This window comes from Alteromonas sp. ABV4_515 (assembly GCF_056160345.1).
The window spans coordinates 59,573-83,082 of record NZ_JBSWWZ010000010.1; the positions used below are offsets into that span (position 1 = coordinate 59,573).

The following is a 23,510-nucleotide window of genomic DNA, read 5'->3' on the forward strand; positions in this document are numbered from 1 at the left end:
TGTTATAGAGAACGCTGCAGCATCCCTGCTGCAGACGGTTTTTTCTCTGGCATTCTCCCCCTTATCGCTACGATGCCCACTTATTCTCGTCAATTCGCCACTGCGCCAGACATTACAATCTGCTGAGAAATCAACAAAACATTCCCCCCATGACCCTGAATGGTTACACTGTACAAGCATGAAACTATCCATGCAGTTTGAAAGGAGTCTGTTTTGACAGATAATCGCTGGGTAAAACTGTGGAACGAAAAACGTCCCGGTATTATTGCTTTTTTCCATATTTTTCTGCGCCGTTGCAAAGCGGACAACATCACCATCTCTGCTGGTCACCTCGCTTACGTTACCCTGCTCTCGCTGGTGCCTTTTATCATGGTGACGTTCACTGTGATGTCAGCGTTTCCGGCTTTCGCCTCGGTGCGCAGTAAGCTGGAACAGTTTGTGTTCTCCAACTTCGTACCCACTGCTGGTGATGTGGTGCATAAGTACATGGGTGACTTTGTCGCTAACGCCTCGGAAATGGGGGCGGTAGGTATACTGTCGCTGCTGGTTGTTGCTCTGCTGCTGATCTCCAATGTGGATAAAACCCTGAACCGGATTTGGCGCACCCAGAGCGATAGACCTGTGATTTATACCTTCGCCATTTATTGGATGGTTATCACCTTGGGCCCGATGTTGATGGGGTCGAGTGTAGCTATCAGTTCTTATTTAGTGGGTGTGGCTGAGTTCGCTGAAGAATACACGCCGGGTGTAGGCACCTTTATGTTGAAACTGGTGCCGAGCTTCGCAGCACTGTTAGCTTTCATTATTCTGTACTTGCTGGTTCCCAATCGTCGGGTGCGCTATTCCCATGCGTTTATTGGCGCGGTGGTAGCGACCATCTTTTTTGAATTCACCAAAAAAGGGTTTGCGCTCTACATCACAAACTTCACCTCTTATCAGGTAATTTACGGTGCGATGGCGGTACTGCCTATTCTGTTCTTGTGGGTGTATGTGTCGTGGATTGTGGTACTGATTGGTGCAGAGTTTACTTGCAGTCTGGAAGATGCGTTTGGCGACATCAGGGCCAGTGAAGAGCCCAGAAAAGTCCCCACCGAATAAAAACAAAATGACCGGCAATTGCCGGTCATTTTCGTTTCATGATTAGTTTTTCATTGCGTGGATAAAGGCGTCAGATTCAGCCACTGAGGCTTTCATCTCGTTAATCAATCGCGATACATTTTGCTGAATGGTTTTTAACTCACCTTCCAGTGCACCAATGGCGCTGGCATTCAGGTTGTGCTTCAGATAAAGCACATTATCCTGCAGTGCCGTTAATACAGGCTCCATTCTACTTTCCGCTTTGCGCATCGCTTTGATCATGGTTTCATACTGACGACGAGTGGCACGCAATTTTTCCTCGCTGGAGCGACGTAGCGTAGCACTATCGTATTTAGTTAGCTCATCTTCCCACTCAGAAAATAACGCATCAGCAACGCTTTGCACTTTGTCTATGCGGTCAGACACTTCCTGCGCAGCGGCTTTACTGTCCTGATACTCGCTGTTTAGCTCGTCATAAACATCTTCTAACTCGTCGCCGTCGAAGTTAATGAGTGCGCTGAATTCTTCCAGAGCATCTGCAAACTGCTCTTGCGCATCTTCCTGAGATTCTTTGGCGTTTTCAACACGGTCCACCATGATGTCCCGCTTTTCTACACCGAGCTTTTCCCACGCGCCGTAATAGGCAGACTGACATCCAGAGAGTGCGAAACAGGCGGCAACCGCCATCAAACTCGTTTTTACTTTCATATTCATATTTAAATTCCGGGGCCGCGATAACGGGCCGCACTGATAATTGACCACAGATGGAAAATGGCGCCTACCGGCCATAGGAAAAACAGTACGACGGTTGCTGCCAGCCCGTAAAAAACTAAGCAAGCGAAGAAGAAAAACAACGCTCCCATAATTCTGCCCTGAACCAAATGGCCCAGCCCGGGAATAAAAAAGTTACAAATTGCGGCGATAACATTACCGCCAGAACCTTGCCCTGACATATAAACATCCTCGTATATTGCTTAAATATGTGGTTAAGTAGCTAAACTAAACCAAAAAAATACCTCAAACAACGCACTGAAACAAAATGAAACGACTTTACCCTGACATTGGATGTTACAGCAGTGGGTACTTTGAAACCGGAGACGGCCACTCTCTCTATTACGAGGAAAGTGGCAATCCGGATGGTTTCCCGGTGCTTTATTTGCACGGTGGTCCCGGCGCTGGATTATCCCCAGGCTATCGCCGTTTTTTCGACGGTAATCACTTTCGTATTATCGCTTTTGAGCAACGGGGTTGTGGCCGCTCCAAGCCATTCGGCTCACTCGAGAACAACACGACTCAGCACATACTTAACGATATTGCGGCGCTGCGCGCATTTCTCAAGGTAGACAAGTGGATCCTATTCGGCGGCTCATGGGGTTCAACGTTAGCGATGATGGCCGCGATTACCGAACCAAATACGGTTTCAGGCCTGATCTTACGCGGTGTTTTTCTCGCCAGAAGAGAAGATCGTGACTGGTTCATTTCCCAGCACGGTGCGGCGGCCACTTTGTTTCCCGAACACTATGAAATGTTCACCGACGGTATTAATCCCCCTATCACGACAACGTCGGTCTGTGAGCACTACCAACGCATGTTCGACTCGCCGGATGAACTTCAACGATTAGCCGCATTAAAGCGCTGGTACATCTGGGAAGAGAGGTTATCGAGGTTGTCACTACCCCACGGCACCGGGGAATTTACCAGCCACTACCCCATTAATTTGATGACGAGTCTCGCCAAGCTTGAGTGTCACTATCTGTCTCATCAATGCTTCATTCCGGAAAACTTTATTCTACAGAACGTGCATAAAATTAACCACATACCCGGTACAATAGTCCACGGCCGCTACGATGTAATATGCAGTACAAAATCTGCTTACACCTTGCACCAGGCGTGGAGCAACAGTGAACTTCAGATTGTGCAGGAAGCAGGTCATAGCACGTCGGAACCGGGCATCGCATTGGCACTTTGCAGAGCGACCCGGGACATGTCGAAATATCTACGGGAGAAAAAATGATAGGACTGGTTCAGCGAGTATCTGAGGCGCGAGTGACAGTGGATGGCGAAATCACTGGCGAAATTGGACAGGGTATTCTTTTGTTACTTGGCGTAGAAAAAGAAGATGCTCAGGAACAAATAGATAAGCTAGCCAGAAAAGTTGCTAATTACCGCATGTTTAGTGATGACGCTGGCAAAATGAACCTGAATGTACAACAGGCTGGCGGATCTGTGCTGGTTGTCTCTCAGTTCACTCTGGTTGCCGATACGCAGAAAGGTAATCGCCCTGGTTTCTCTAAAGGCGCAACACCCGCCCACGGCGAGGCTATGTACAACGCGTTTATCACCCACCTATCCTCACTGGGAATACCAGTACAAACGGGCCGTTTTGGCGCAGATATGAAAGTATCGCTGCTGAATGACGGGCCGGTGACGTTTCAATTTCAGGTCTGAAACTTTAGCCGTTATTTCCCGTACTTATCCTCTCAATAGATTCGGATCTTCACGCTCTTTGATAAATGCACTTGTGAACAACCTGTGCCATAGGGTTAAATGGATACCGGTCGTAATCACATAAGGCTTTAATATTGTGTTTAGAGTAGCCACTCCGAAAACTGAAGAAGAATTAGAACAATATTTCACGTTTCGCTGGACATACCTGCGCAAGCCATGGAATTTTGCCCCCGGCTCAGAACGGGACGAGTATGAACAGGTAGCCGAACACCGGGTTATCATGAATGGAAAAGGCGAAATCGTTGCTGCCGGCCGGGTGCATCTGAACACCGCTGAAGAAGCACAAATTCGTCATATCGCCGTGCACGGTGACTATTTACGTCGCGGCTTGGGTCAAATGATCCTGGGTGCACTGGAAGGCGTTGCCCGGGAATTAGGCGCCATTCGCGCGGTAACCAACAGCCGCGAAACCTCCATCGACTTTTTTAGCTCCTGCGGTTTTGTGATTGAGCGAGAAGCACCCAATGAACTGGGCATGCTCAAACGCCAACAAATGGTGAAAAAACTCACAGACCCGGGCATCGTGATGCTGCACCCGAAATGGTGTAAAGAACTTCAGGATACCTGGACAGAAACTATTCCTATTACTGAGCACATGGGCATAAAGCTGCACCAGTACACCGGTCGTACGCTGGAAACCCGCGCTTCACTGAACAAGAATATTAATATTCACGGCACTATGTTCGCCGGCAGCATTTTTTCACTCGCCACCCTCACTGGCTGGGGAATGATTTTCCTGCAGTTAAAAGAACGCCAGCTAATGGGCGAGATAGTATTAGGTGACGGCGATATACACTATCACAAACCCATCACCATGAAGCCACGGGCCATGTGTCACATTGAATCGCTCAGTGGCAAGTTCGCGCCATTGGAAAAGCGAAAGAAATGCCGTTTCACCTTGCAAGTGGATATTATGGACGACAATAACGCTGTGGCTGAATTCCGTGGCGTATTTTGGGTATTACCGCCGAAAAAAGAGAATGACGAAGAAGAGTAACGCAAAAACGTTGTTCCCACTGGGGTTCCAGACGCATTCAAGCCGGCGCAGATAGCCTTTGTGCCGGTGCCCCTCAGTCTCTCACGCTGGCTGCATTCAATCTGGTTTAGTGACAATCCCATTGTCTGCCAAGCCAAGATCGTTGTTATCCTGATGGCGGCGTGAGTTTGACATTTACCCTTTCAGATCACAGTCTCAACGCCAGTGTTCTTTTCAGTACGCGCACCGCGCCATTTGTCACATTACCCGGCGATGCGTTAATCAGTTTTCGTTTCCTGCCTGGTGCTTTTACAGAATGCTTTGGTATTCCCGCTGAATCGCTCCCCAGAGACACCATAAGCAGTTTTGCTTCACTGGCCGACGTCGCACTGACAAGCGGCTACTTTGATCAAGCGCATTTTACTAACCACTTCCATCAGTTTGTCGGAGAAACCCCGGCAGCCTACCGACAACGGAAAGTGTCGCGTTTTTCCAATATAAAAAAGTAGCCCCCCTCTATTCTCAACGTTAAACCTTGACGGAGAATATTATGTCTACAAGAATCGACCAAAACGATGTTTATCGGTTGGCACAGTGCATCTTAAAGAACCTGACCGGATTAAGTGAACAATCCTCTGTGAGTCCTTTCGGGGCTTCGCTTATCGGATTAATCCGGTTGAGGGTTTCTCAAATTAATGGCTGTGCCTTCTGTATGCATATGCATGCAGCAGAATTACGGGCGGAGAGTGAGTTGCAGGAACGATTAGATATCCTGGCAACATGGAGAGAAGTACCCGATGCATTTTCAGCTGCAGAGAAAAGCGCTCTGCATTGGGCTGAAACCCCTGACAACTGTTACCGATGGCGTTACAGACGCTGACTTTGCAGCCGTGTCAGATGTTTTCGACAAGCAAGCGATTGTCGAACTCACAACCATTATTCTTGAAATCAACAATTGGAACCGAATCTCCATCGGGTTTGGGTTCTTTCCTGAAATGACAAACCAATAAGGGGGTACGATATGTCGTTCATCAAACCCAAGACTTGTTTGGTAATTAACATTTTAGCTGGATTTTCTTTTCTGATAGGCAGTACATGTTTTCTGCCTTCATTGGCAGACTACGCGGTTATTGGCGTGTATCTGTTTATGTTGGGGTCACTTTTGTGGATCGTTGCTTGTGTTTCTGATTATTTAAATCTCAAACAAGATGCATAAAAAAAGCGCCGTTAAGGCGCTTTTTTTAAATATTTGACGCTATGCAGCCATTGCCGCTTGCAGTTTTTTCATCGCGTTCTTTTCAATTTGACGAACACGTTCTGCAGAAACCTGGTACTTATCAGCCAAATCCTGAAGCGTAATCTTGTTGTCGGCTAACCAGCGCGTTTCAATGATATCCTGGCTACGCTCATCCAACGTTTTAATGGCAGAATATAAGCGCTTAGAGGCGTTAGTATCCCAATCGTTATTGATAACGTCCATTTCCACGTCTGTGCTTTTGTCTTCTAAGAACTGCACAGGAGCAAAGTTGCCATTTTCGTCATCATCGGCGCTCAGATCAAAAGCTTGATCCTGACTGCTCATTCGCGCTTCCATTTGCAGTACTTCTTTGGTGCTTACACCCAGCTCGTCTGCAACAGTTTGCACTTCTTCATGAGTAAACCAGCCTAAGCGCTTTTTCGCTTTACGCAGGTTGAAGAAAAGTTTGCGCTGAGCCTTGGTGGTAGCAACCTTAACGATGCGCCAGTTCTTCAGCACGAACTCATGAATTTCAGCTTTGATCCAGTGAACAGCAAAAGATACTAGTCTCACACCTACGCTAGGGTCGAAACGTTTTACTGCCTTCATCAGGCCAATGTTACCTTCCTGAATAAGATCAGCCTGAGGTAACCCGTAACCCGAGTATGACTTGGCAATATGTACAACAAAGCGTAAATGCGACATTACCAACTGTCTCGCTGCCTCAAGATCGCCTTCATCACGCAGACGCGATGCCAGACTTCTTTCTTTTTCTGCAGTGAGCATGTCAATGCTGCTCACAGCTTGTACGTAGCCTTCGATGCTACCGCTGTGGGGCACCGATAATGCCATTGTTTGCATGTTATTGCTCATATTCACCTCAATTTGCTAAGCACTTCATGGTATCAAAAGTGGAAGTGCCTTTCGAGTCCTTGATTGTCGCACATCATTCCAATTCAGGAATATAGTGACAAATTACTAAATATCAAGACCTGATTTACCACAAAAAAGTTCCTTTGTGGCGATAAACCTGCATGAAGCAGCGTTCAGTGGCAGTTAGTGTAGAATGAAATTGTGAAAACGGATCGCGATTAAACGTAATTTTGCTGCGATCCAACCTAATCAGTGCATTATGATAGCTTAATGCCTAAGCCGCTGCTGCGCGGCAAGTCGCAAACCATCTACTATAGTTATTACGAATTGGGCGTGTATTCAGTTTTTTATTTATATGGTGATTATTGCAATTAAGCGGTGTGCATGAGTTAAAAGAATGACGAAACCATAGATAATCAGCGGCCTATAGGATAAAGTTGATACTTTGCTGTTGCAGCATTACAGGGTGATCATGTAGTGCAGAATCATTATATTTACCACTGATGGAAGGACACGCCAGTCGTATGTTCGCATTTATTGCACGCCAGCCGATACTAGATCGCGAAAAGGATGTTTTCGCCTACGAATTGTTGTTTCGCGACGGTAAGGGTGGCGCGTATCCAGAGTTAGAGCCAGAGAAAGCAAAGTACATCGCCCAGCATTTTCACCCGTTGGGTCTCGATGACATCTCCGGCGAGAAGCAGTCTTTTATTCACTTTAATCCAGACACACTGATCTCCCGTTTTCCAACGTCTTTAAACCCTGAGTCAGTGATTGTTCAGCTTAATGAACCTAACGCACCTACGCCCGGCTTGCTTGAAGCCTGTACCCATATTAAAGATCTGGGATTTAAACTGGCCATCGACGATCCGTTAATGTTGAGTGGCAAACAGGATATTTTTTCACTGATAGACATCGTAAAAGTGGATGTTACCCGCACCAATTACGATTTAATTGAAAAGAATATTCCTCGCTATATCGATTCAAATATCAAACTGGTTGCAGAACAGGTTAATACCCACGAAGACTTTGATAGCTGCCGTTCACTGGGTTTCGATTTCTTTCAGGGCTATTTCTTCGCCATGCCTGAAGCCCGTATTCAGCGCCATCTTCCCGCGTCGAAGATGAACCTGGTTGATCTAATGGGTGAAAGTGCCAACAGTGATTTTAATCTAAACCGAATTAATCAGATTATTGAACGAGATGCAGCACTGAGCTTCTTGCTACTGAAGTTTATTAATAATCCGGCTATCAATAAGCGCTATAAAATTACATCGCTAAAACACGCTTTGACCTATATGGGCGAAGTAGAAATTAAGAAGTTTATCGCGCTGTTATCATTGGCTAACCTCAGTGATGACAAACCTCTGGAGCTAATTCACATGTCTCTGGTGCGAGCGAAGTTTTTCGATTTGCTCTCTCAACAACGGGGCGTACATTTGAACCCGCCAATTGGCTTCCTTATCGGACTGTTTTCATTGCTGGATGCGTTGTTAGATCAAGACATGCCAGATGTATTAAAACAGCTGCCTCTGACCGATGAAGTGAATGATGCCCTGTTGGGCAAATCTGACGAATTTAACAGCTATATCACCTTGTCACGGGCATTCGAAGGGGCGCTTTGGATGAACATCATTAAACAATCCAAGGCACTGGATATCGATCAGAAGCAACTGCACATGATGTACAACCAAGCCATTCAGTGGGGTAACGGCGTACGTTCAACCATTTCGGCTTATTTCCCAAAGCCAGTTATCCGTTAACATAACAAAGACATACCGCTAAATCCCGGTAGCGAATCACACTACTGGGGTTCGATTTCTCTCACGTGGCGTTGCACCGACATCAACGACCCCAGTAAACCGAGCAAAATTGAAAGCCCGAGCATGGTAAGTAAGGCCGTACCTGACAGGCCGGTGATATTGAATTCTTTCTGATACATGCTGGCAAATGCCTGTATGCTGCTGTCCATCCACCAAAGGATGATAATAACGGCAAGCCAGGCAATCAGCCCGCCAAGCAACCCGTACCAGAACCCCGTATAGAGAAATGGACGATGAATAAAGGCGTCCGTAGCGCCCACCAGCTTCATCACCAAAATTTCCTCACGCTTACTGAGTATATTCAGGCGGATAGTGTTTCCGATGATTAACACCACCGACACGAACAACAGGATACCGATGAGAGATACCAGTTCCCGGGCAATATCAAGCAGCGCATAGAGGCGCTCTAGCCATTCAATATCGAGTTTGCCAATGTCTACCTCACGCTGACTCTTTAGCTTTTCCAACAGCATACGCGCCGCAGTGGGTGAAGCGTGTTTCTCGTTTGGCGAGATAAGTACTACATCGGGAAGTGGATTAGACTCAAGATAGGCAATGGCATCACCGAGCCCAGACAAATGCTGGAACTCTTTAAGGGCATCATCAGCCGGAATAAAGGTAACGCTGTCGATTTCCGGCCACGTATTAAGCCGGGCCACCAACTGCTGTGCACTGGCCGGTGGTGTGTCTTCTTTCAGAAATAAGGAGATCTCTGAGGCCTGATCCCAGCCAGCACTGATTTTTTCTGTGTTCTTCACCAGAATGTACAAGGTGCTTGGCAACGTGATACTCAAGCCCAACACCGCCACAGTCATGATCGATGCAGCAGGCTGCCGCCAAAGCTCACCCAGACTACCTAACGCCTGACGGGCATGCGAGATAAAAAAGGCAGTGATCATTTGCACAATGCCTATACGGGTATCACTAGCGCCCTGGGAACGACCTTTGAATAGAATACTCATTACCACCCCTCTCCTGCGGCATCATTCAGCCCATCTGTAATCATTTGTCCGTTACGCAATGTCAGGGTGCGATACTTCATTCTGGCAATGAGCCCCAGGTCGTGGGTGGCGACAAATACAGAAACACCGGCCTGATTAAAATCTTCAAACAGACGGATTATTTCCATTGAGAGTTTTGGGTCTAGGTTACCGGTAGGTTCGTCAGCGAGTAATAACGGTGGCTTGTTGACGACTGCACGGGCGATACCCACACGCTGGGCCTCACCGCCGGAAAGCATCATAGGCAAACTACGGGCTTTGTCACGCAAGCCGACCATCTCCAATGCCGCCTCTACCCGCTTCGAGGTTTCTTTGCGGGTATAACCTTCAATGATCAGCGGCAGTGCCACGTTATCGAATACTGTTTTGGAGTCGAGAAGGTGAGGACTTTGGAAAATCATGCCGATATCGCGACGAATAAAAGCAATCTGCCGACGCTTTATTTGATTGAGATCGTGACCATTAATCAGCACTTTTCCTACACTGGGACGTTCCATGATGCTGATCAACTTGAGCAAGGTACTTTTACCGGCTCCTGAATGACCAGTTAAAAACGCCATCTCACCGGGCTCAATGTGAAAGCTCACTTTCGACAACGCGAGCTGTCCGCCGGGATAGGTTTTACTCACCTGGTCAAATTTGATCATCTACTCGTCCTACAACGATGAAAAAGGCTGATAAAACAGTTACGTTAATCGTTTTCGGTCTCGCTGAAAAGAGCATCGATGAATTCGTCGCCATTAAAAGTGCGCAAATCGTCAATGCCTTCACCCACACCGATGTAGCGGATAGGAATACCAAACTGATCGGCGATTGAGAAAATCACGCCACCTTTGGCAGTGCCATCTAGCTTGGTTAATGTTAAACCCGTCAGACCCACGGCTTCATTAAACAGTTTCGCTTGGCTCACCGCATTTTGGCCAGTACCTGCATCCAAAGTCAGCATCACTTCATGTGGGGCATTCGGGTTCAGCTTTTTCATTACCCGTACGACTTTTTTCAGCTCTTCCATCAGGTTGTTTTTGTTTTGCAAACGTCCTGCGGTATCCGCAATAAGAATATCGGTTCCACGTGATTTCGCGGCTTCCAAGGCATCGTAAAGTACCGACGCGCTGTCAGAGCCCGTAGGCTGTGCGATTACAGGAATCTTGTTACGCTCGCCCCACACTTGCAGCTGCTCTACCGCTGCGGCACGGAAGGTATCACCGGCGGCCAGCATGACCTTCTTGCCCTGCTGTTGGAACTGCTTAGCCAGCTTACCGATGGTAGTGGTTTTACCCACACCGTTCACACCTACCATCAAAATGACGTAAGGCCCGGTACTAGCATCATGACTCTTCATGTCTTCAACCAGCGGACGCTCAACGGATTTGAGCATATCGCGCATCTGACCTTTCAGGATGTCGACCAGAGCCTCTGCGTCTTTCAACTGCGAGCGCTTGGCGCTATCCGTGAGCTTATTGATGATTTTCTGTGTAGTGTCCATGCCCACATCGGCAACCAGTAACTGGGTTTCCAACTCTTCGTAAAGATCATCGTCGATGGCTTTGCCACGAAACAAACTAACAAAACCGCTACCCAAATTCGCTTTAGTGCGAGATAAGCTCGCTTTTAGACGACTGAAAAGAGATTTCTTTTCTTCTTTCGGTTCTGGCTTTGCTTCAACAACCGGCTCAGGTTCTACTTCTACTTCCGGCTCCTGCTCCGTTTCAGATACTGGCTCCGGTTCCGGCACGGCGGCAACAACTGGCGTAATTTCTTCTGGCGTAATGTCTTCGTCAGCAACCACTTCCGGTTGAACGTCGTCTTGTTTTACCTGCTGGGTAACTTTCTCAGACTCAACCCATCCCGGCCCCGATACATCCTCAGGCACAGTTTTCCGTATTGACGGCTCTACAGGCTCATCAAATGCAGGCACGTCGGGTTCATGTTTTTCGGCAGCCGTACTCTCTGGTTGGGCTTGAAGGATGACCTGAGGTTCAACCGGCTCATCGACTTTCGCTTCAACCACAGATTCATTCTGTGCAGCTTCTTCAGGTTTCGTTTCTTCGGCAGGGGCCTCTGCTTCAACGTTACTTTGCGCGGGCTCAGGCACTTCTGTTGCTGGCGTCTCAACCGCGGTGCTTTCTTGCGGTTTTACTTCACTTTGTTCTTTTTCAGGTTGCTTGTTCTTTCTGAACCAGCCAAAAAGTTTCGACATTGTTTGGTCAAATCCTTAGTAAATCGGCAAAATTCGGCTACACTGGCCGGCTTTCAATAGCCGTTATCATACATTGTCAGCCCCTATGAAGCGAGTCTCCAGAAAGCCTCAGACACAAAAGACGAAATCAGGCAACGTCAGGATCATTTCAGGCCAGTATCGCGGCCGAAAACTGCCCGTGGCAGACGTAGACGGACTGCGCCCAACAACCGATCGCAACAAAGAAACCTTGTTCAACTGGTTGATGCATGATCTGCCTGAAGCGCACTGCCTGGATGCCTTTGCCGGCTCTGGCGGTCTGGGCTTTGAAGCCCTTTCCCGCTACGCAGGTTACTGCACATTTATTGAGAAAGACCGAAATGTGGCCACCCAGCTGAAAACCAACCTTTCGACGTTGTCAGCTAGTGGTGAGGTGATAAACGGCGATGCAGTACAAGTACTGACATCAACAGACAAGCAGTTCGATATTATTTTTATCGACCCACCCTTCAATCACGGTCTCGTTGAACCGGTTCTACAAGTCATTCTGAGCCGAAACCTGCTTAAACCTGACGGTGTTATTTACGTCGAACAAGAAATCAACGCTCCCTCCCCACTCATCAGCGAACGCCTGCAAGTTATCAAAGAAAAGAAACTCGCACAGGTGATGTACTGCCTGTTATCACTGGAAGACTAAAGGCGAGCAGTGAAGCGCGGCATCCCTGATGATGCCAATCAGAACGCGTAGCCGAAGGAAGGTATTGTTGCCGGAAACCGTCTGCCGCAGGGATGCGGCAGTCGAGCACTGCTGCACGCAGTGAGCCCGCAGGCGATGAAGGCGTGTGGTTCGGGAACTGTCAGTCGCAGGGATGCGACTGCCAAGCCTCCATGGATGGATTTACGGCGTGTTCCCGAACTACACGCCGATATCGCCGAAAGGGCTCACTCAGGATTGATTTCGAGGCCGATGTTGGAGATGCCTTCTTCGAGGGCGAGGGCTTTGAGCTTATCGCAGGTGGCCAGTGGGCTGCCGTCTTTTTCCAGCAAATCGAGCATTTCGTTTTGCAGCTCCACTTCAAATACCATCAGCGGGTGGCCTTTAATTTCTTCTTCGTCGACGCCAGACGCCAGCAAATAGGCTTCAACACTGCCCTGAGACAGTTTGCTTACTACGACTGCACCTTGTAAATCTTGCTTCAATACTAAACCAATTGCCGCCGCCAAACCAATAGTGGCATCGATAGCAGGGTATACACCAAAGGTGTCGTAGTCTGCCGTGTCCGGCGTGACCAGTTCCACTTTTTCCAGCTGCAGAGAAAAGTTAATTTTACTTTTTGGGCTACGCACCGATTCCCACAACAACGACAGGCAATTTGCACACACGCCTTCGTCATCGTAGCCGGTCACTTCTTTGAACAATGCGTAGTTCGGTAGCATACGCTCTAGCAGCGCTGCGCTGAAGGCTACCGCTTGCCAGCCTTCCAGCTGTCTTACACGGGCAAAAGTTGACAGTTTTTTCATTCTTGCAACGCTCCTGACGCGTGAACCAGGTAGTGGCTAATGCCATCTAAAAACATTTGAATTGAGATCATAACCAGAATCATTCCCATCAGTCGCTCCATGGCCGTGAGACCTCTTTCACCTAATAACCGATGGAACACTTCTGAAAATAGCAGAATTATCGCACTGATGAGCCAAGCACCACCTAATGCCAACGTCCAGTCGAGCATACGATTTGGGCCTTGGTTTGCCAGCAGAATCAATGCTGCCAGCGTCGACGGGCCTGCAATCATCGGGATTGCCAGTGGCACCAGAAAAGGTTCTTCACCCACCGCTAATCCAAGTGCATTACCAGACTGCGGAGGAAAAATCATTTTAAGCGCAATCAAAAACAGAATGATACCACCAGCAATACTTACGGTTTCCTGCCGTACATTCAGAAAATCCAACACCGCTTGGCCGCTGAATAAAAAGATGAGCAGAATCACCAGGGCGAAAATTAACTCGCGGATTAAAATCACTCTTCGGCGTTTCGGCTCAATACTTTTGAGTACCGACATAAACACCGGCAGATTACCTAGCGGATCCATAATCAGAAATAACATGATGGCCGCAGACCAGGTATCCATTAACGATTGACTCCTAAAGTGATATGAAATTGGACTTAACAGCATGCACTGCTATTTTTAAATTTCCGGCAAATGCAAATCAGATCCAGAAAGCTTCGGCAGGCAAGGCTGAATGAGCGCGGGATTGTCGCATTTACGCGTTGATTTTACTATCTAATCAATCAGGAATGAAAACTATGAGTATGATGTCTATAGAAGAAGTGGCAAATTATCTTGGCGTACAACCTATTCGTGTAGAGCGTCTGGAACGTGAGCACCTTTTAATTGCGAAAAGTAAATCTGAAGATGGCAAACCCCTTTTTGAAGAAGATGACGTTGCCCGTTACAAACAGCTGGCCGAGCGCCTGGGCGGTATATAGCCTCTTACACTATCTGCAAAAAAATAAAAAAAGCCGGTAACGTTTCCATTACCGGCCTGGTCGTTCATAGGTCTAATTAGCCCTGATAATCCTGCAACATTCTGGCGATACTGCGAATGCCAATTCCCGTTGCACCAGCAGGCATTTCTGCGGTTGCACTGCCGTGATAAGCCGCGGCTAAGTCGAGGTGCACCCAGCCAGTCCCTTCTTCGTTAACAAAACGAGACAAGAAGCCAGCGGCATTAGAAGCACCACCGGCACCACCACCTTTCTGGGCGCGGCTATTTGCGGTATCAGCAAACGCTGAAGGACACTTGTCTTGGTGGAATTTCTCAATTGGCAGCGGCCAGAATCCTTCGTTTTCAGCTTTACCCGCGTCAAGCATCGCTGCTCGGGCTTTTTCATCCATACTGAATACTGCATGATATTCGTTGCCCAGTGCAACGGTAGCCGCCCCCGTTAAGGTGGCGGCGTTAATGATAAGTGGAGCACCGGTTTCCGTTGCGCGGATCAAACCGTCAGCCAGTACCAAGCGGCCTTCGGCGTCGGTGTTCACGATTTCTACCGTCAGGCCGTTTTTGTAGGTCAGCACATCACCCAACTTGTAGGCATGGCCACTGATCAGGTTTTCAGCACAACAAAGCAGTAGCTTCACGCGCTTGTTTAAGCCCTGGCTGATTGCCAAACCCAGCGCGCCAGTGACGGTGGCTGCGCCACCCATATCACATTTCATGTCCAGCATACCTTCACTGGATTTAATACTGTAACCACCGCTATCGAAAGTAATGCCTTTTCCGACCAACACGGCATCTACCGGCGCGTCTTCTTTGCCAGAAGGATTGTAGTCTAGCTCTAAGAACACAGGGGGGCGCTCACTGCCGCGACCTACATTATAAATACCGGTCCAGCCCGCTTCTTTCAGCGCTTCACCAACAACCGTCGACACGGTAACTTTGTCACCGCCCAAGGATTCAATCCACTGCGCCGCACGCAAAGCCAGCGTTTCAGGTGACAGATCTTCCGGAGTATCGTTTACCAGGCTGCGGGTAAACAGCAAGGCGGCATAGCAACGCTCAAGCTCGTCTTTATCGGCTGTTTCTGCCCAGATAATTGAACCCGGCTTGCGAGCACGGGTGTAGCTCATTGCGAACGCCCACTGCTGATCTTTGCTCCATTCGCCACTCAGTTTCACTTCAGCAATACCCAAGCCATCGATACGACGACCAGCCTGACGAATCACCCGCGCGGTATCGCTAGCGCCACCTACATGCACTACGGCCCCCTCAGCCGTCATGCTCAGTTTTGCATTTTCGCCCCAATGGGCAGGCGCTTTATCAGAAGAAAGCGATACGGAAAAAATCGACATAACAATTCCTTATTTGCTTGTTACACTGGGCACACTGGATTCATTGATTGCGAACGTAACAGGTTCGCGGGTATGAAATTCAGCATGCCTTTATTTAAATCAAAATAATTTGTGGTCTGTATGCAGTTTACTACGCCGTTACTACACGGAAAGCTTATTCGTCGGTACAAACGATTTTTGGCTGATGTCGAACTCGACAACGGCGAAATAGTGGTTGCCCATTGCCCTAACACTGGTGCCATGACAGGCTGCGCCGAGCCAGGGTTCGACGTTTATCTGTCCCCTTCAAATAATCCGAAGCGAAAACTCGGCTACACCTGGGAACTGGCTAAAACCTTTAATAGCGATTTTATCGGCATAAACACCCACAATGCTAATAAACTGGTAGCGGAGGCACTGGATAACAAGGTCATCCCTGCTTTTTCTGCGATCAATGGGTGGAAAGCTGAGGTGACACCGCCAGGCGCAGACAGTCGTTTCGACTTTTGCGTTTATACAGATGCAGGCGATGCTTATATAGAAGTAAAGTCTGTCACACTTCTGTCCGATAATAAGGGCTACTTTCCGGACGCGAAAACCGACCGGGGAGCAAAACATTGTGAGACATTAGGTAACTTAGCGGCCAGCGGGGTGGCAACCACATTGGTGTTCTGTGTACAACACACCGGTATTACCAACGTGCGCCCAGCAGAACATATTGATCCTAAATATGCTGCCGCCGTAAACGATGCTCATGGAAAAGGCATGCGGATAATCGCGGTGGGCTGCGAGATCAACGAACAAAATATCAAAGTAAATCAAACACTCCCTGTTATTTTGTGAAAAAGTAGTTGCAATTTCGCAGATGGACGCCATATTTGCGCATTGCTTTTTACCGTAGTGGTGTATAAACGCCACCGGCGCTTTGCATCGATAAGCATTGGATGCAGTGATTAACGGAAGGGTAACTTTGACACCAACGTTGCCTGAACATAGTGATTCTGCTATAGATACTGGGTTGTTCAGGACAATAACTATGGGTGTCGTAGTGTAGGAGATGTGGCACATGCCAACAGGAAAAGAAACGAAATCCCTGGGCCTTTTAGCCTTAGCCGGCCTTGCGCCTTACCAGCCAAAGCCTGACGAAGAGTACATGAACGATGCACAAATGGAACATTTCCGTTTGTTGCTGAAAGCCTGGCGTGACCAATTGCGTGAAGAAGTTGATCGCACAGTAACGCACATGAAAGACGAAGCTGCTAACTTCCCTGATCCGGTAGACCGTGCCGCTCAAGAAGAAGAATTCAGCCTTGAACTGCGTACACGTGACCGTGAACGTAAACTGATTAAGAAAATTGAGAAAACCATGCGTCGCATCGAAGACGATGATTTCGGTTTCTGTGATCAGTGCGGTATCGAAATTGGTATCCGTCGTTTGGAAGCACGTCCGACTGCTGACTTATGCATCGACTGCAAAACCATGGCTGAGATCAAAGAGAAACAGCTGCAAGGCTAATCTCTGCTTTGTTATTTAAGAAGGTGCAGGTCTTGGATCTGCACTTCTAACTTTTTTACGCTTAAAATCATGACCGGTTCCTCCCTTTACATCGGCAGATTTGCTCCCTCGCCTTCCGGCCCGCTCCATTTCGGCTCTCTTGTTGCCGCGCTAGCCAGTTTTCTCGATGCCCGTGCTAATCATGGTAAATGGTTGCTTCGCATGGAAGATATCGATGAACCCAGATGCATTATCGGCGCAGACCAGCTCATACTACAAACCCTTGAAGCTCACGGTTTAACGTGGGACGGTGAGGTGATTTACCAGTCACAGCAACACGCGCGTTATCAAGCCGTAGTAGATAAACTTGTCGCCCAAGGTATGGCGTATTATTGCACCTGTACGCGCAAAAAGATTAAGGAAACCGGTGGTATTTATCAGGGGACGTGTCGCCACAGTCAGCATAGCAGTGAAGGGGCGGCGATACGGCTGAAACTAGATATGCCGGTAAACCAGTTTCGCGACCGTATACTCGGCGATATTACGGTAAAAGATGAACACGCTCTGGAAGATACGGTACTTAAGCGACGGGACGGCCTGTTTTCTTATAACCTGGTTGTAGTGCTGGATGATATTTTTCAAGGTATTACCGATATTGTGCGCGGCAGCGACTTACTTACCACCACTGCGACGCATCTCAGCCTGTATGCCTTGCTAAATGAAGTTCCTCCCCGCTATGCTCATATTCCGGTAGCTTCTATTGCCGAAGGTAGAAAGCTAAGCAAGCAGAACCATGCCACGGCATTAGACAATGCCCATGCAGCAGAAAACCTTCACCGGGCACTGGCCTTTCTCGGTTTGCCTGTACCGAATAGCCTGCTAAACGAATCGGTAAACGGCGTGCTACAATGGGCAATTGAGCACTGGAATTGTGATAAACTTCCTCGGCAGCGGGAAATTATTGTCGCTGCAACAGAATCCACTTATCATACGACTTTTTAGTTTCAGCCCCATTTTTTTGGAGACAGCATCATCATTACGCGCGTGTTAAAAACGGTAAAACGGGTTCTTAACAAGGACTCGGCCTCAGAAGCGGCAATACAGGCCTTTACCCTTCCCCGTGCAGAACACGGGATTTCACGGGAAGATATCAGTGATAACGCGCTGAAAGTGATGTATCGCCTCAATAAATCTGGCTTTGAATCTTACCTGGTAGGCGGCTGTGTCCGCGACCTCATGCTGGGCCAGAAGCCAAAAGATTTTGATGTGGTTACGAATGCCACACCAGAGCAAATTAAAGGGCTGTTCAAAAACTGCCGTCTGATTGGCCGTCGCTTCCGCTTAGCACACATCGTGTTTGGGCGTGAAATCATTGAAGTTGCCACGTTTCGAGGGCATCACAGCGATGGTGAAGACAACGATAAACTGGGTCAGCAAGATGCACAGGGCCAGTTAGTCAGAGACAATGTTTTCGGTAGCATCGAAGAAGATGCCGAACGCCGTGACTTTACCTTCAATGCCATGTATTACAGTGTGGCTGATTTCAGCGTGACGGATTTTGCCAATGGCCGCAAAGCCATTGCGAAGCGTGAAGTTGAGTTAATTGGCGACCCGGAAACCCGCTACCGTGAAGATCCGGTTCGAATGATTCGTGCGGTGCGCTTTGCCGCAAAGCTCGACATGACCATTACCCCTCGCACTGCCAAACCTATTCCCGAGCTGGCACATTTGCTGGCCAATATTCCACCCGCACGTTTATTTGAAGAAACCCTAAAACTGTTTCTCGCGGGGGCTGGGGTAAAAACGTTCAAAATGCTTCAGCAGTTTGGCTTGCTGGCACCGCTCTTCCCACAGTTAGAAACCATTGTGAAGAACCCGGAAAGCCGCGAGTTTCAATTTATTCTCAAAGTACTGGAAAACACCGACGAGCGCATTAATAGCAATCAGCGCGTAACACCGGCTTTCCTGTATGCGGCACTGTTGTGGTATCCGCTGGAAGAACATGCACAGAAGCTACAGGCAGAAAGTGGCCTGAACCAGCACGATGCGTTCAACATTGCTGCCGGTGAAGTCATTCACCGTCAAACTCAGCGCATTATGATTCCGAAACGCTTCTCTACAGTGATACGCGATATCTGGATTTTGCAGCAACGCTTGCCTCGTCGTTTTGGCCGCCGTGCATTCCAGTTGCTTTCGCACCCCAAATTCCGCGCTGGCTACGATTTCCTGCATGTTCGTGGTGAAATTGAAGGCGGTGATACCATGGAGCTGGCCGACTGGTGGACAGAATTCCAACATGCCGATCCGGGTAAGCAGAAAAAGCTGCTAAACACCCTGCGCCAAGCGGAAGGAGGCAGTGCCCCAAGACCACGTAAACGTCGCCGTCGCTCACCGGCTAAGCGGGACGCCGACAATGCATAAAGAACACGTGTATATTGGCCTGGGCAGTAACCTTGGCGACTCTGGTGCACTGTTGGAAGCGGCTTGCAGTGAAATGGCGGCGCTGGACCAAACCCGGGTACTTGCCCGCTCGTCTGTGTATGGCTCATCGCCTATGGGACCACAAGACCAGCCCGACTACCTGAATGCGGTTTGTCTGCTAGAAACATCGCTGGAACCAGTGACGTTATTGCACCAACTACAGCGCATTGAAAAAGAACACGGCCGGGAACGTAAAGCCGAACGCTGGGGTCCACGGACACTGGATCTCGACATATTGCTTTACGGCAATGTGGAAATGAATACCGAGGAACTCACCCTTCCCCACTACGGCATGCCCGAGCGGGAATTCGTGATGGTTCCATTATTTGAAATTGCCCCATCAATGATCATGCCTGACGGCAATCCTATCGCCTTATGGGTATCTCGCTGCAATCTTGATGGACTTCGACGCCTGACGCCTTCTACTCAGGCATAAATCCGAATGGTTCGCACATCGCCAATTGCCTGTGTCGGTTGTGCCAACTGAGGTTGTTCTATGAAAAAAATCACCATTTCTGGCCTGCAAAAGAAAAAAGCCGCCGGTGAAAAAATAACGATGTTAACGGCCTACGACGCCAGCTTTGCCAAAATGTTCGATGAGCAAAATGTTGATATTCTGCTTATTGGCGACTCTCTGGGCATGGTTTTACAAGGCGAAGATGACACCTTGCCAGTAACCGTCGACGACATTGCCTATCATACCCGCGCCGTACGTAAAGGTACGCAGCGTGCCTTCGTGGTTGCCGATATGCCATTCATGTCGTATCCCACGCCTGTCGCTGCTTACGAAAATGCGGCGAAGATCATGGCCGCGGGTGCCAGTATGGTAAAAATTGAAGGTGGCACCTGGTTGGCGGAAACCATTAGCGGCTTAGTAGAACGTAGCGTTCCGGTTTGCGGCCATCTCGGCTTAACGCCTCAGTCTGTACACGTTATTGGAGGATTTAAAGTACAAGGGCGCGAAGAAGATAAAGCGGCTAAGTTACTTGCTGATGCCAAAGCATTGGAAGCGGCCGGTGCACAAATGCTGGTTCTGGAATGCGTGCCCACCTCGCTGGCAAAAACTGTTTCCGAAGCCCTGTCTATTCCTGTTATTGGTATAGGTGCGGGAGCACAAACCGACGGTCAGGTACTGGTAATGCACGACATGTTCGGCATTTCAGCCAACTACATGCCGAAATTTTCTAAGAACTTCCTCGTTGAAACCGGAGATATGCGCAAGGCCGTACAAAAGTACATTGAAGATGTACAAAGCGGTGCATTCCCTGGCCCAGAACATAGCTTCGAGTAATCCATGAAATCACTGACTACTGTAAATGCTCTACGCGCCCAGCGCCGTGAATGGAGCAAACAAGGGAAAGTTGTGGGGTTCGTTCCTACTATGGGGAACCTTCACGATGGCCATTTGCAACTGGTTCACGCTGCTAAAGCGAAATGCGACGAAGTGGTTGTGTCGATTTTTGTGAACCCCATGCAGTTTGGCAAAAACGAAGATTTGGACAATTATCCGCGCACCCTGGATGCCGATAAAGCCAAGCTCGAAGCCGCTGGCGTTGCTGCAGTATTTTTGCCTTCAGTTGCTGAGATGTATCCTCGTGGACTGGAGCAGCAAACATTTGTTCAGGTGCCAGGCATTTCCGACATCCTCTGTGGTGCCAGCCGTCCCGGACACTTCCGAGGGGTAGCCACCATCGTGTGTAAACTCTTTAATATGGTAGCTCCGGACATCGCTTTCTTCGGTGAAAAAGACTTTCAACAACTGCAGGTCATTCGCTTAATGGCAAAGGATTTGTCGATGAACCTGGAAATCATTGGCGTTCCCACAGAGCGTGAAGCCAGTGGCCTCGCCATGAGTTCCCGCAATGGCTACCTGACCGACGCAGAAAGCGAACTGGCGCCTCAACTATATAAGCTGATTAGCGAAATGAAGGCGTCTGTCCTCGCCGGCAATAATGATTACGCCGCCCTGACTGAAGGGTTTGTTGGCAAAATTAATCAAGCCGGATTCAAAACGGATTATCTCGCGGTTAAGAATGCTACCGACTTAAGCGATGCCGACGCTGAAACAGAAAGCCTGGTGATTCTGGTCGCTGCGTATTTAGGGACTACACGACTGATTGATAACCTCTATTTCAGCGTGTAAGTACGGCCCGTTGGCTCACCTAAATTTGCCTACAAAAAAACCGCAATTTTTGCGGTTTTTTTATACAAGCCAATACTAACCACTAACTTGTTAGTGATGACTCACTTTTTTCCAGCTCTTTCCAGAGGTGGCGTGCATGGGCAATTTTAGATTGCTCTGCAAGAATGTTTTTAAGATCTTGCTCTGTAGTCAATGGATTCGCCATGACCACACGAAATACGGTGATCGGGCGTGAATTAAAGTCAGGATTTTCCAATCGGGTTCGAGAAACAAATGACTTACCGGCTTCACGCTGTAGCTTCTGCACATTCACCACCAGCGCATCAATCTTGTGATTGATATGGTTCTTCTCACCTTCATCAGCCGTTTTCAGTTTTTCCTGAATAACCGGCGGACACACACGATAAGTTAAAATAGATAAGGTTGGCGCAGTCACCAGCTCGAAATCTGGATGGGCTTTAATCATGTCGGCGAACTTACGGGCCTTCTTGATGCTTTCGTCTATCAGCAGCTCATAACCACGGCGACCGAAGATATGCAGCGACGAATACACCATCATAGCCATACCGTTCCGGGAGCCTTCCAGGGTAGTCGCACCTAAATCCTTTGAGCCCTGGCGCAAAATGTATTGAGCATGATGACGCACGTTATTCGCATCTTCCGGGTTTTTAAACAGCACCATACCCGCGCCCATCGGCACATACATTTGCTTGTGCGCGTCGATGGTGACTGAATCTGCTCGTTCAATGCCTTTTAAGCGTGAGCGATAGGTTTCTGAAAACAACGTCGCACCGCCCCAGGCAGCATCAACATGGAACCAGCACCCCAGTTCTCTGGCCACATCAGCTAATTCATCCAGAGGGTCTACGTGGCCGGTCTCAGTGGTACCACCGATCCCCACCAGCGCCAATAGTTTATTTCCCTCTTCCTGATAGCGCTTACCTTCGGCCAGCGCTTGCTCAGGCGATAGTGTTTGCTGCGGGCACGGCAATGTGATCAGGTTGTCACGGCCAATACCGAGTACATCCACCGCTTTAGACAGTGAATAATGACCCCGACGGGAGCACATGACGCCCATCTGATTGATATCGTAGTGACGGTACGCCGCAGCTAAACCTGATTTAGCCACACCGGCAAAGCCCTTATCCGCGACCAGCATTTTATTGCGTGCAACCCACAATGCAGTAATGTTCGCAACCGTGCCACCGGAACCAAACGCCCCCAGCGCATGACGGGCGCTGTGCAGATATTGCTGATACCAGCTGTCTTCTTGCCCATACACTAAGTTGTGCATCATTCCCAACACCTGACGCTCCAGCGGGGTAAACGCTTTGGAGGTTTCAATTTTCACCAGGTTCTGATTCAGCCCCACCAGCAGCTTGGCTAGCGGCAAATGAAAATAAGGAAGCGCAGAAGTCATGTGACCAATAAAGGTCGGGGAATAAGTATTAACAGAATGCGCGACCAGTTTGTCGAGCAAGTTTTCGGCATGAGACGACACGAACTCAGGTGACTCCGGTACAAAAGCATCGGAGAAATCCTGTTCAATCTCTTCAAGAGACGTCTTCTTTGTCACCACATGCTGGGATAAGAAATCCAGAATGTTATCTGACAAATGCTGTTCGATTTGTGCAAGCTTTGAGTCTTTGTGTTCAGGCTTGGTAAAGACCCGAAACAGATGTTTCAGACTAACTTGAGCTTCACCCACTCCACACACCTCTTATTTAATTCGGAGCAAACCGCGCTACGCCACTGTAATGGACGGCGTTTACCACTCCCTGACTCACTTCGTCAGTAACCATGAAAACTTAGCACGCATCTTACAAAGTGCGGAACTTTACCCCAGAAACCCTCGAACGCCAAGAGGCAGTCGAATTAAGCTGT

The 23,510-nt window shown here is 48.6% G+C and carries 28 protein-coding genes; 18 read left to right on the plus strand and 10 right to left on the minus strand.

Annotated features, from left to right (window positions below):
- Positions 1 to 213 precede the first annotated feature (213 nt).
- Complete coding sequence (locus ACXAGX_RS19385; RefSeq protein ID WP_474840404.1) at positions 214 to 1,098, plus strand: virulence factor BrkB family protein; 885 nt, start codon at positions 214 to 216, stop codon at positions 1,096 to 1,098.
- A 42-nt stretch (positions 1,099 to 1,140) separates the two neighbouring features.
- On the opposite strand, the gene ACXAGX_RS19390 is transcribed toward ACXAGX_RS19385, so the two are convergent.
- Together ACXAGX_RS19390 and ACXAGX_RS19395 are read right to left on the minus strand one after the other, a co-directional pair.
- Entirely contained in the window at positions 1,141 to 1,785 is a 645-nt protein-coding gene (locus ACXAGX_RS19390; protein WP_474840491.1) for a DUF2959 domain-containing protein, read from the minus strand.
- A gap of 8 nt (positions 1,786 to 1,793) precedes the next feature.
- Complete coding sequence (locus ACXAGX_RS19395) at positions 1,794 to 2,030, minus strand: hypothetical protein (protein WP_070126223.1); 237 nt, start codon at positions 2,028 to 2,030, stop codon at positions 1,794 to 1,796.
- 86 nt (positions 2,031 to 2,116) lie between these two features.
- On the opposite strand from ACXAGX_RS19395, the gene pip reads away from it, so the two are divergent.
- From pip to ACXAGX_RS19430, 7 genes are all read left to right on the plus strand, one after another.
- Positions 2,117 to 3,091 (plus strand): prolyl aminopeptidase, encoded by a 975-nt coding sequence (gene pip, locus ACXAGX_RS19400; protein WP_474840406.1) that lies wholly within the window; start codon positions 2,117 to 2,119, stop codon positions 3,089 to 3,091.
- A complete protein-coding gene (gene dtd, locus ACXAGX_RS19405) occupies positions 3,088 to 3,525 on the plus strand; it encodes a D-aminoacyl-tRNA deacylase (protein ID WP_474825124.1) in 438 nt (145 codons plus the stop codon). The genes pip and dtd overlap by 4 nt, the downstream gene beginning before the upstream one ends.
- Positions 3,526 to 3,661: 136 nt before the next feature.
- Positions 3,662 to 4,582, plus strand: coding sequence for a bifunctional GNAT family N-acetyltransferase/hotdog fold thioesterase (locus ACXAGX_RS19410; protein WP_070126220.1), 921 nt, complete (start codon positions 3,662 to 3,664; stop codon positions 4,580 to 4,582).
- Positions 4,583 to 4,749: 167 nt separating this feature from the next.
- Positions 4,750 to 5,070, plus strand: a complete 321-nt coding sequence (locus ACXAGX_RS19415) for a helix-turn-helix domain-containing protein (RefSeq protein ID WP_474840408.1) — start codon at positions 4,750 to 4,752, stop codon at positions 5,068 to 5,070.
- Between the two features lie 41 nt (positions 5,071 to 5,111).
- Positions 5,112 to 5,441, plus strand: a complete 330-nt coding sequence (locus tag ACXAGX_RS19420) for a carboxymuconolactone decarboxylase family protein (RefSeq protein ID WP_474840410.1) — start codon at positions 5,112 to 5,114, stop codon at positions 5,439 to 5,441.
- Entirely contained in the window at positions 5,359 to 5,571 is a 213-nt protein-coding gene (locus ACXAGX_RS19425; RefSeq protein WP_474840493.1) for a hypothetical protein, read from the plus strand. The genes ACXAGX_RS19420 and ACXAGX_RS19425 overlap by 83 nt, the downstream gene beginning before the upstream one ends.
- 11 nt (positions 5,572 to 5,582) lie before the next feature.
- Positions 5,583 to 5,777: a YrhK family protein gene (locus ACXAGX_RS19430; protein ID WP_474840412.1), complete on the plus strand. Its 195-nt coding sequence runs from the start codon at positions 5,583 to 5,585 to the stop codon at positions 5,775 to 5,777.
- A gap of 39 nt (positions 5,778 to 5,816) precedes the next feature.
- Here the strand turns inward: ACXAGX_RS19430 and rpoH are convergent, their stop codons facing one another.
- The gene (gene rpoH, locus ACXAGX_RS19435; RefSeq protein WP_070126216.1) at positions 5,817 to 6,671 is read right to left on the minus strand and encodes an RNA polymerase sigma factor RpoH; all 855 of its coding nucleotides are present in this window, start codon (positions 6,669 to 6,671) and stop codon (positions 5,817 to 5,819) included.
- A 524-nt stretch (positions 6,672 to 7,195) separates the two neighbouring features.
- Here rpoH and ACXAGX_RS19440 point away from each other — a divergent pair.
- Positions 7,196 to 8,434, plus strand: coding sequence for an EAL and HDOD domain-containing protein (locus ACXAGX_RS19440; RefSeq protein ID WP_474840414.1), 1,239 nt, complete (start codon positions 7,196 to 7,198; stop codon positions 8,432 to 8,434).
- A gap of 41 nt (positions 8,435 to 8,475) precedes the next feature.
- Here ACXAGX_RS19440 and ftsX read toward each other — a convergent pair whose 3' ends face one another.
- The 3 genes from ftsX to ftsY are packed head-to-tail and all read right to left on the minus strand — an operon-like array spanning position 8,476 to position 11,695.
- Positions 8,476 to 9,456, minus strand: coding sequence for a permease-like cell division protein FtsX (ftsX, locus tag ACXAGX_RS19445; RefSeq protein ID WP_474840416.1), 981 nt, complete (start codon positions 9,454 to 9,456; stop codon positions 8,476 to 8,478).
- Positions 9,456 to 10,142 carry a cell division ATP-binding protein FtsE gene (ftsE, locus tag ACXAGX_RS19450; RefSeq protein WP_474825118.1) on the minus strand — a complete coding sequence of 229 codons (687 nt, stop codon included), beginning with the start codon at positions 10,140 to 10,142 and terminating at the stop codon, positions 9,456 to 9,458. Before ftsE ends, ftsX begins: the two co-directional genes overlap by 1 nt.
- Before the next feature lie 44 nt (positions 10,143 to 10,186).
- On the minus strand, positions 10,187 to 11,695 hold the full coding sequence (ftsY, locus tag ACXAGX_RS19455; protein ID WP_474840418.1) for a signal recognition particle-docking protein FtsY: 1,509 nt from the start codon (positions 11,693 to 11,695) through the stop codon (positions 10,187 to 10,189).
- Positions 11,696 to 11,780: 85 nt separating this feature from the next.
- Between ftsY and rsmD the strand changes: the two genes are divergently transcribed.
- Positions 11,781 to 12,371 (plus strand): 16S rRNA (guanine(966)-N(2))-methyltransferase RsmD, encoded by a 591-nt coding sequence (gene rsmD / locus ACXAGX_RS19460; protein ID WP_474840420.1) that lies wholly within the window; start codon positions 11,781 to 11,783, stop codon positions 12,369 to 12,371.
- Between the two features lie 245 nt (positions 12,372 to 12,616).
- On the opposite strand, the gene ACXAGX_RS19465 is transcribed toward rsmD, so the two are convergent.
- Complete coding sequence (locus tag ACXAGX_RS19465; RefSeq protein ID WP_474840421.1) at positions 12,617 to 13,195, minus strand: YjaG family protein; 579 nt, start codon at positions 13,193 to 13,195, stop codon at positions 12,617 to 12,619.
- Complete coding sequence (locus ACXAGX_RS19470; RefSeq protein WP_474840423.1) at positions 13,192 to 13,803, minus strand: YhgN family NAAT transporter; 612 nt, start codon at positions 13,801 to 13,803, stop codon at positions 13,192 to 13,194. Before ACXAGX_RS19470 ends, ACXAGX_RS19465 begins: the two co-directional genes overlap by 4 nt.
- Before the next feature lie 176 nt (positions 13,804 to 13,979).
- Here ACXAGX_RS19470 and ACXAGX_RS19475 point away from each other — a divergent pair, with 176 nt between their 5' ends.
- Positions 13,980 to 14,162, plus strand: a complete 183-nt coding sequence (locus tag ACXAGX_RS19475) for a MerR family transcriptional regulator (protein WP_070126208.1) — start codon at positions 13,980 to 13,982, stop codon at positions 14,160 to 14,162.
- Positions 14,163 to 14,238: 76 nt separating this feature from the next.
- Here the strand turns inward: ACXAGX_RS19475 and pepB are convergent, their stop codons facing one another.
- Positions 14,239 to 15,528: an aminopeptidase PepB gene (gene pepB / locus ACXAGX_RS19480; protein WP_474840425.1), complete on the minus strand. Its 1,290-nt coding sequence runs from the start codon at positions 15,526 to 15,528 to the stop codon at positions 14,239 to 14,241.
- A 120-nt stretch (positions 15,529 to 15,648) separates the two neighbouring features.
- Here pepB and sfsA point away from each other — a divergent pair, with 120 nt between their 5' ends.
- The 7 genes from sfsA to panC all read left to right on the plus strand — a co-directional run bounded on the left by sfsA (position 15,649) and on the right by panC (position 21,626).
- Complete coding sequence (gene sfsA / locus ACXAGX_RS19485) at positions 15,649 to 16,350, plus strand: DNA/RNA nuclease SfsA (protein WP_474840427.1); 702 nt, start codon at positions 15,649 to 15,651, stop codon at positions 16,348 to 16,350.
- Positions 16,351 to 16,573: 223 nt separating this feature from the next.
- Positions 16,574 to 17,023, plus strand: a complete 450-nt coding sequence (dksA, locus tag ACXAGX_RS19490) for an RNA polymerase-binding protein DksA (RefSeq protein ID WP_070126290.1) — start codon at positions 16,574 to 16,576, stop codon at positions 17,021 to 17,023.
- Positions 17,024 to 17,092: 69 nt separating this feature from the next.
- The gene (gene gluQRS / locus ACXAGX_RS19495; RefSeq protein WP_474840428.1) at positions 17,093 to 18,004 is read left to right on the plus strand and encodes a tRNA glutamyl-Q(34) synthetase GluQRS; all 912 of its coding nucleotides are present in this window, start codon (positions 17,093 to 17,095) and stop codon (positions 18,002 to 18,004) included.
- A gap of 96 nt (positions 18,005 to 18,100) precedes the next feature.
- Positions 18,101 to 19,423 carry a polynucleotide adenylyltransferase PcnB gene (gene pcnB / locus ACXAGX_RS19500; RefSeq protein WP_474825179.1) on the plus strand — a complete coding sequence of 441 codons (1,323 nt, stop codon included), beginning with the start codon at positions 18,101 to 18,103 and terminating at the stop codon, positions 19,421 to 19,423.
- Positions 19,416 to 19,919, plus strand: coding sequence for a 2-amino-4-hydroxy-6-hydroxymethyldihydropteridine diphosphokinase (gene folK / locus ACXAGX_RS19505; RefSeq protein WP_474825111.1), 504 nt, complete (start codon positions 19,416 to 19,418; stop codon positions 19,917 to 19,919). Before pcnB ends, folK begins: the two co-directional genes overlap by 8 nt.
- A gap of 60 nt (positions 19,920 to 19,979) precedes the next feature.
- Positions 19,980 to 20,774 carry a 3-methyl-2-oxobutanoate hydroxymethyltransferase gene (panB, locus tag ACXAGX_RS19510; protein WP_070126203.1) on the plus strand — a complete coding sequence of 265 codons (795 nt, stop codon included), beginning with the start codon at positions 19,980 to 19,982 and terminating at the stop codon, positions 20,772 to 20,774.
- 3 nt (positions 20,775 to 20,777) lie between these two features.
- Positions 20,778 to 21,626 carry a pantoate--beta-alanine ligase gene (gene panC / locus ACXAGX_RS19515; protein WP_474840430.1) on the plus strand — a complete coding sequence of 283 codons (849 nt, stop codon included), beginning with the start codon at positions 20,778 to 20,780 and terminating at the stop codon, positions 21,624 to 21,626.
- Positions 21,627 to 21,708: 82 nt separating this feature from the next.
- Here the strand turns inward: panC and panP are convergent, their stop codons facing one another.
- Positions 21,709 to 23,334 carry a pyridoxal-dependent aspartate 1-decarboxylase PanP gene (gene panP, locus ACXAGX_RS19520; protein ID WP_474840432.1) on the minus strand — a complete coding sequence of 542 codons (1,626 nt, stop codon included), beginning with the start codon at positions 23,332 to 23,334 and terminating at the stop codon, positions 21,709 to 21,711.
- Between the last annotated feature and the right edge of the window lie 176 nt (positions 23,335 to 23,510).

What these genes read in the sequence shown, in the direction of transcription:
- ACXAGX_RS19395 (WP_070126223.1), bottom strand. Translation starts at nt 2,030, where the DNA reads ATGTCAGGGCAAGGTTCTGGCGGTAATGTTATCGCCGCAATTTGTAAC.
- ACXAGX_RS19465 (WP_474840421.1), bottom strand. Translation starts at nt 13,195, where the DNA reads ATGAAAAAACTGTCAACTTTTGCCCGTGTAAGACAGCTGGAAGGCTGG.
- dksA (WP_070126290.1), top strand. Translation starts at nt 16,574, where the DNA reads ATGCCAACAGGAAAAGAAACGAAATCCCTGGGCCTTTTAGCCTTAGCC.
- ACXAGX_RS19425 (WP_474840493.1), top strand. Translation starts at nt 5,359, where the DNA reads ATGCATTTTCAGCTGCAGAGAAAAGCGCTCTGCATTGGGCTGAAACCC.
- gluQRS (WP_474840428.1), top strand. Translation starts at nt 17,093, where the DNA reads ATGACCGGTTCCTCCCTTTACATCGGCAGATTTGCTCCCTCGCCTTCC.
- pip (WP_474840406.1), top strand. Translation starts at nt 2,117, where the DNA reads ATGAAACGACTTTACCCTGACATTGGATGTTACAGCAGTGGGTACTTT.
- ACXAGX_RS19430 (WP_474840412.1), top strand. Translation starts at nt 5,583, where the DNA reads ATGTCGTTCATCAAACCCAAGACTTGTTTGGTAATTAACATTTTAGCT.
- dtd (WP_474825124.1), top strand. Translation starts at nt 3,088, where the DNA reads ATGATAGGACTGGTTCAGCGAGTATCTGAGGCGCGAGTGACAGTGGAT.
- ACXAGX_RS19475 (WP_070126208.1), top strand. Translation starts at nt 13,980, where the DNA reads ATGAGTATGATGTCTATAGAAGAAGTGGCAAATTATCTTGGCGTACAA.
- rpoH (WP_070126216.1), bottom strand. Translation starts at nt 6,671, where the DNA reads ATGAGCAATAACATGCAAACAATGGCATTATCGGTGCCCCACAGCGGT.
- folK (WP_474825111.1), top strand. Translation starts at nt 19,416, where the DNA reads ATGCATAAAGAACACGTGTATATTGGCCTGGGCAGTAACCTTGGCGAC.
- ftsX (WP_474840416.1), bottom strand. Translation starts at nt 9,456, where the DNA reads ATGAGTATTCTATTCAAAGGTCGTTCCCAGGGCGCTAGTGATACCCGT.
- ftsY (WP_474840418.1), bottom strand. Translation starts at nt 11,695, where the DNA reads ATGTCGAAACTTTTTGGCTGGTTCAGAAAGAACAAGCAACCTGAAAAA.
- pepB (WP_474840425.1), bottom strand. Translation starts at nt 15,528, where the DNA reads ATGTCGATTTTTTCCGTATCGCTTTCTTCTGATAAAGCGCCTGCCCAT.
- sfsA (WP_474840427.1), top strand. Translation starts at nt 15,649, where the DNA reads ATGCAGTTTACTACGCCGTTACTACACGGAAAGCTTATTCGTCGGTAC.
- ACXAGX_RS19390 (WP_474840491.1), bottom strand. Translation starts at nt 1,785, where the DNA reads ATGAAAGTAAAAACGAGTTTGATGGCGGTTGCCGCCTGTTTCGCACTC.
- ACXAGX_RS19420 (WP_474840410.1), top strand. Translation starts at nt 5,112, where the DNA reads ATGTCTACAAGAATCGACCAAAACGATGTTTATCGGTTGGCACAGTGC.
- rsmD (WP_474840420.1), top strand. Translation starts at nt 11,781, where the DNA reads ATGAAGCGAGTCTCCAGAAAGCCTCAGACACAAAAGACGAAATCAGGC.
- panB (WP_070126203.1), top strand. Translation starts at nt 19,980, where the DNA reads ATGAAAAAAATCACCATTTCTGGCCTGCAAAAGAAAAAAGCCGCCGGT.
- ftsE (WP_474825118.1), bottom strand. Translation starts at nt 10,142, where the DNA reads ATGATCAAATTTGACCAGGTGAGTAAAACCTATCCCGGCGGACAGCTC.
- ACXAGX_RS19470 (WP_474840423.1), bottom strand. Translation starts at nt 13,803, where the DNA reads ATGGATACCTGGTCTGCGGCCATCATGTTATTTCTGATTATGGATCCG.
- ACXAGX_RS19440 (WP_474840414.1), top strand. Translation starts at nt 7,196, where the DNA reads ATGTTCGCATTTATTGCACGCCAGCCGATACTAGATCGCGAAAAGGAT.
- panC (WP_474840430.1), top strand. Translation starts at nt 20,778, where the DNA reads ATGAAATCACTGACTACTGTAAATGCTCTACGCGCCCAGCGCCGTGAA.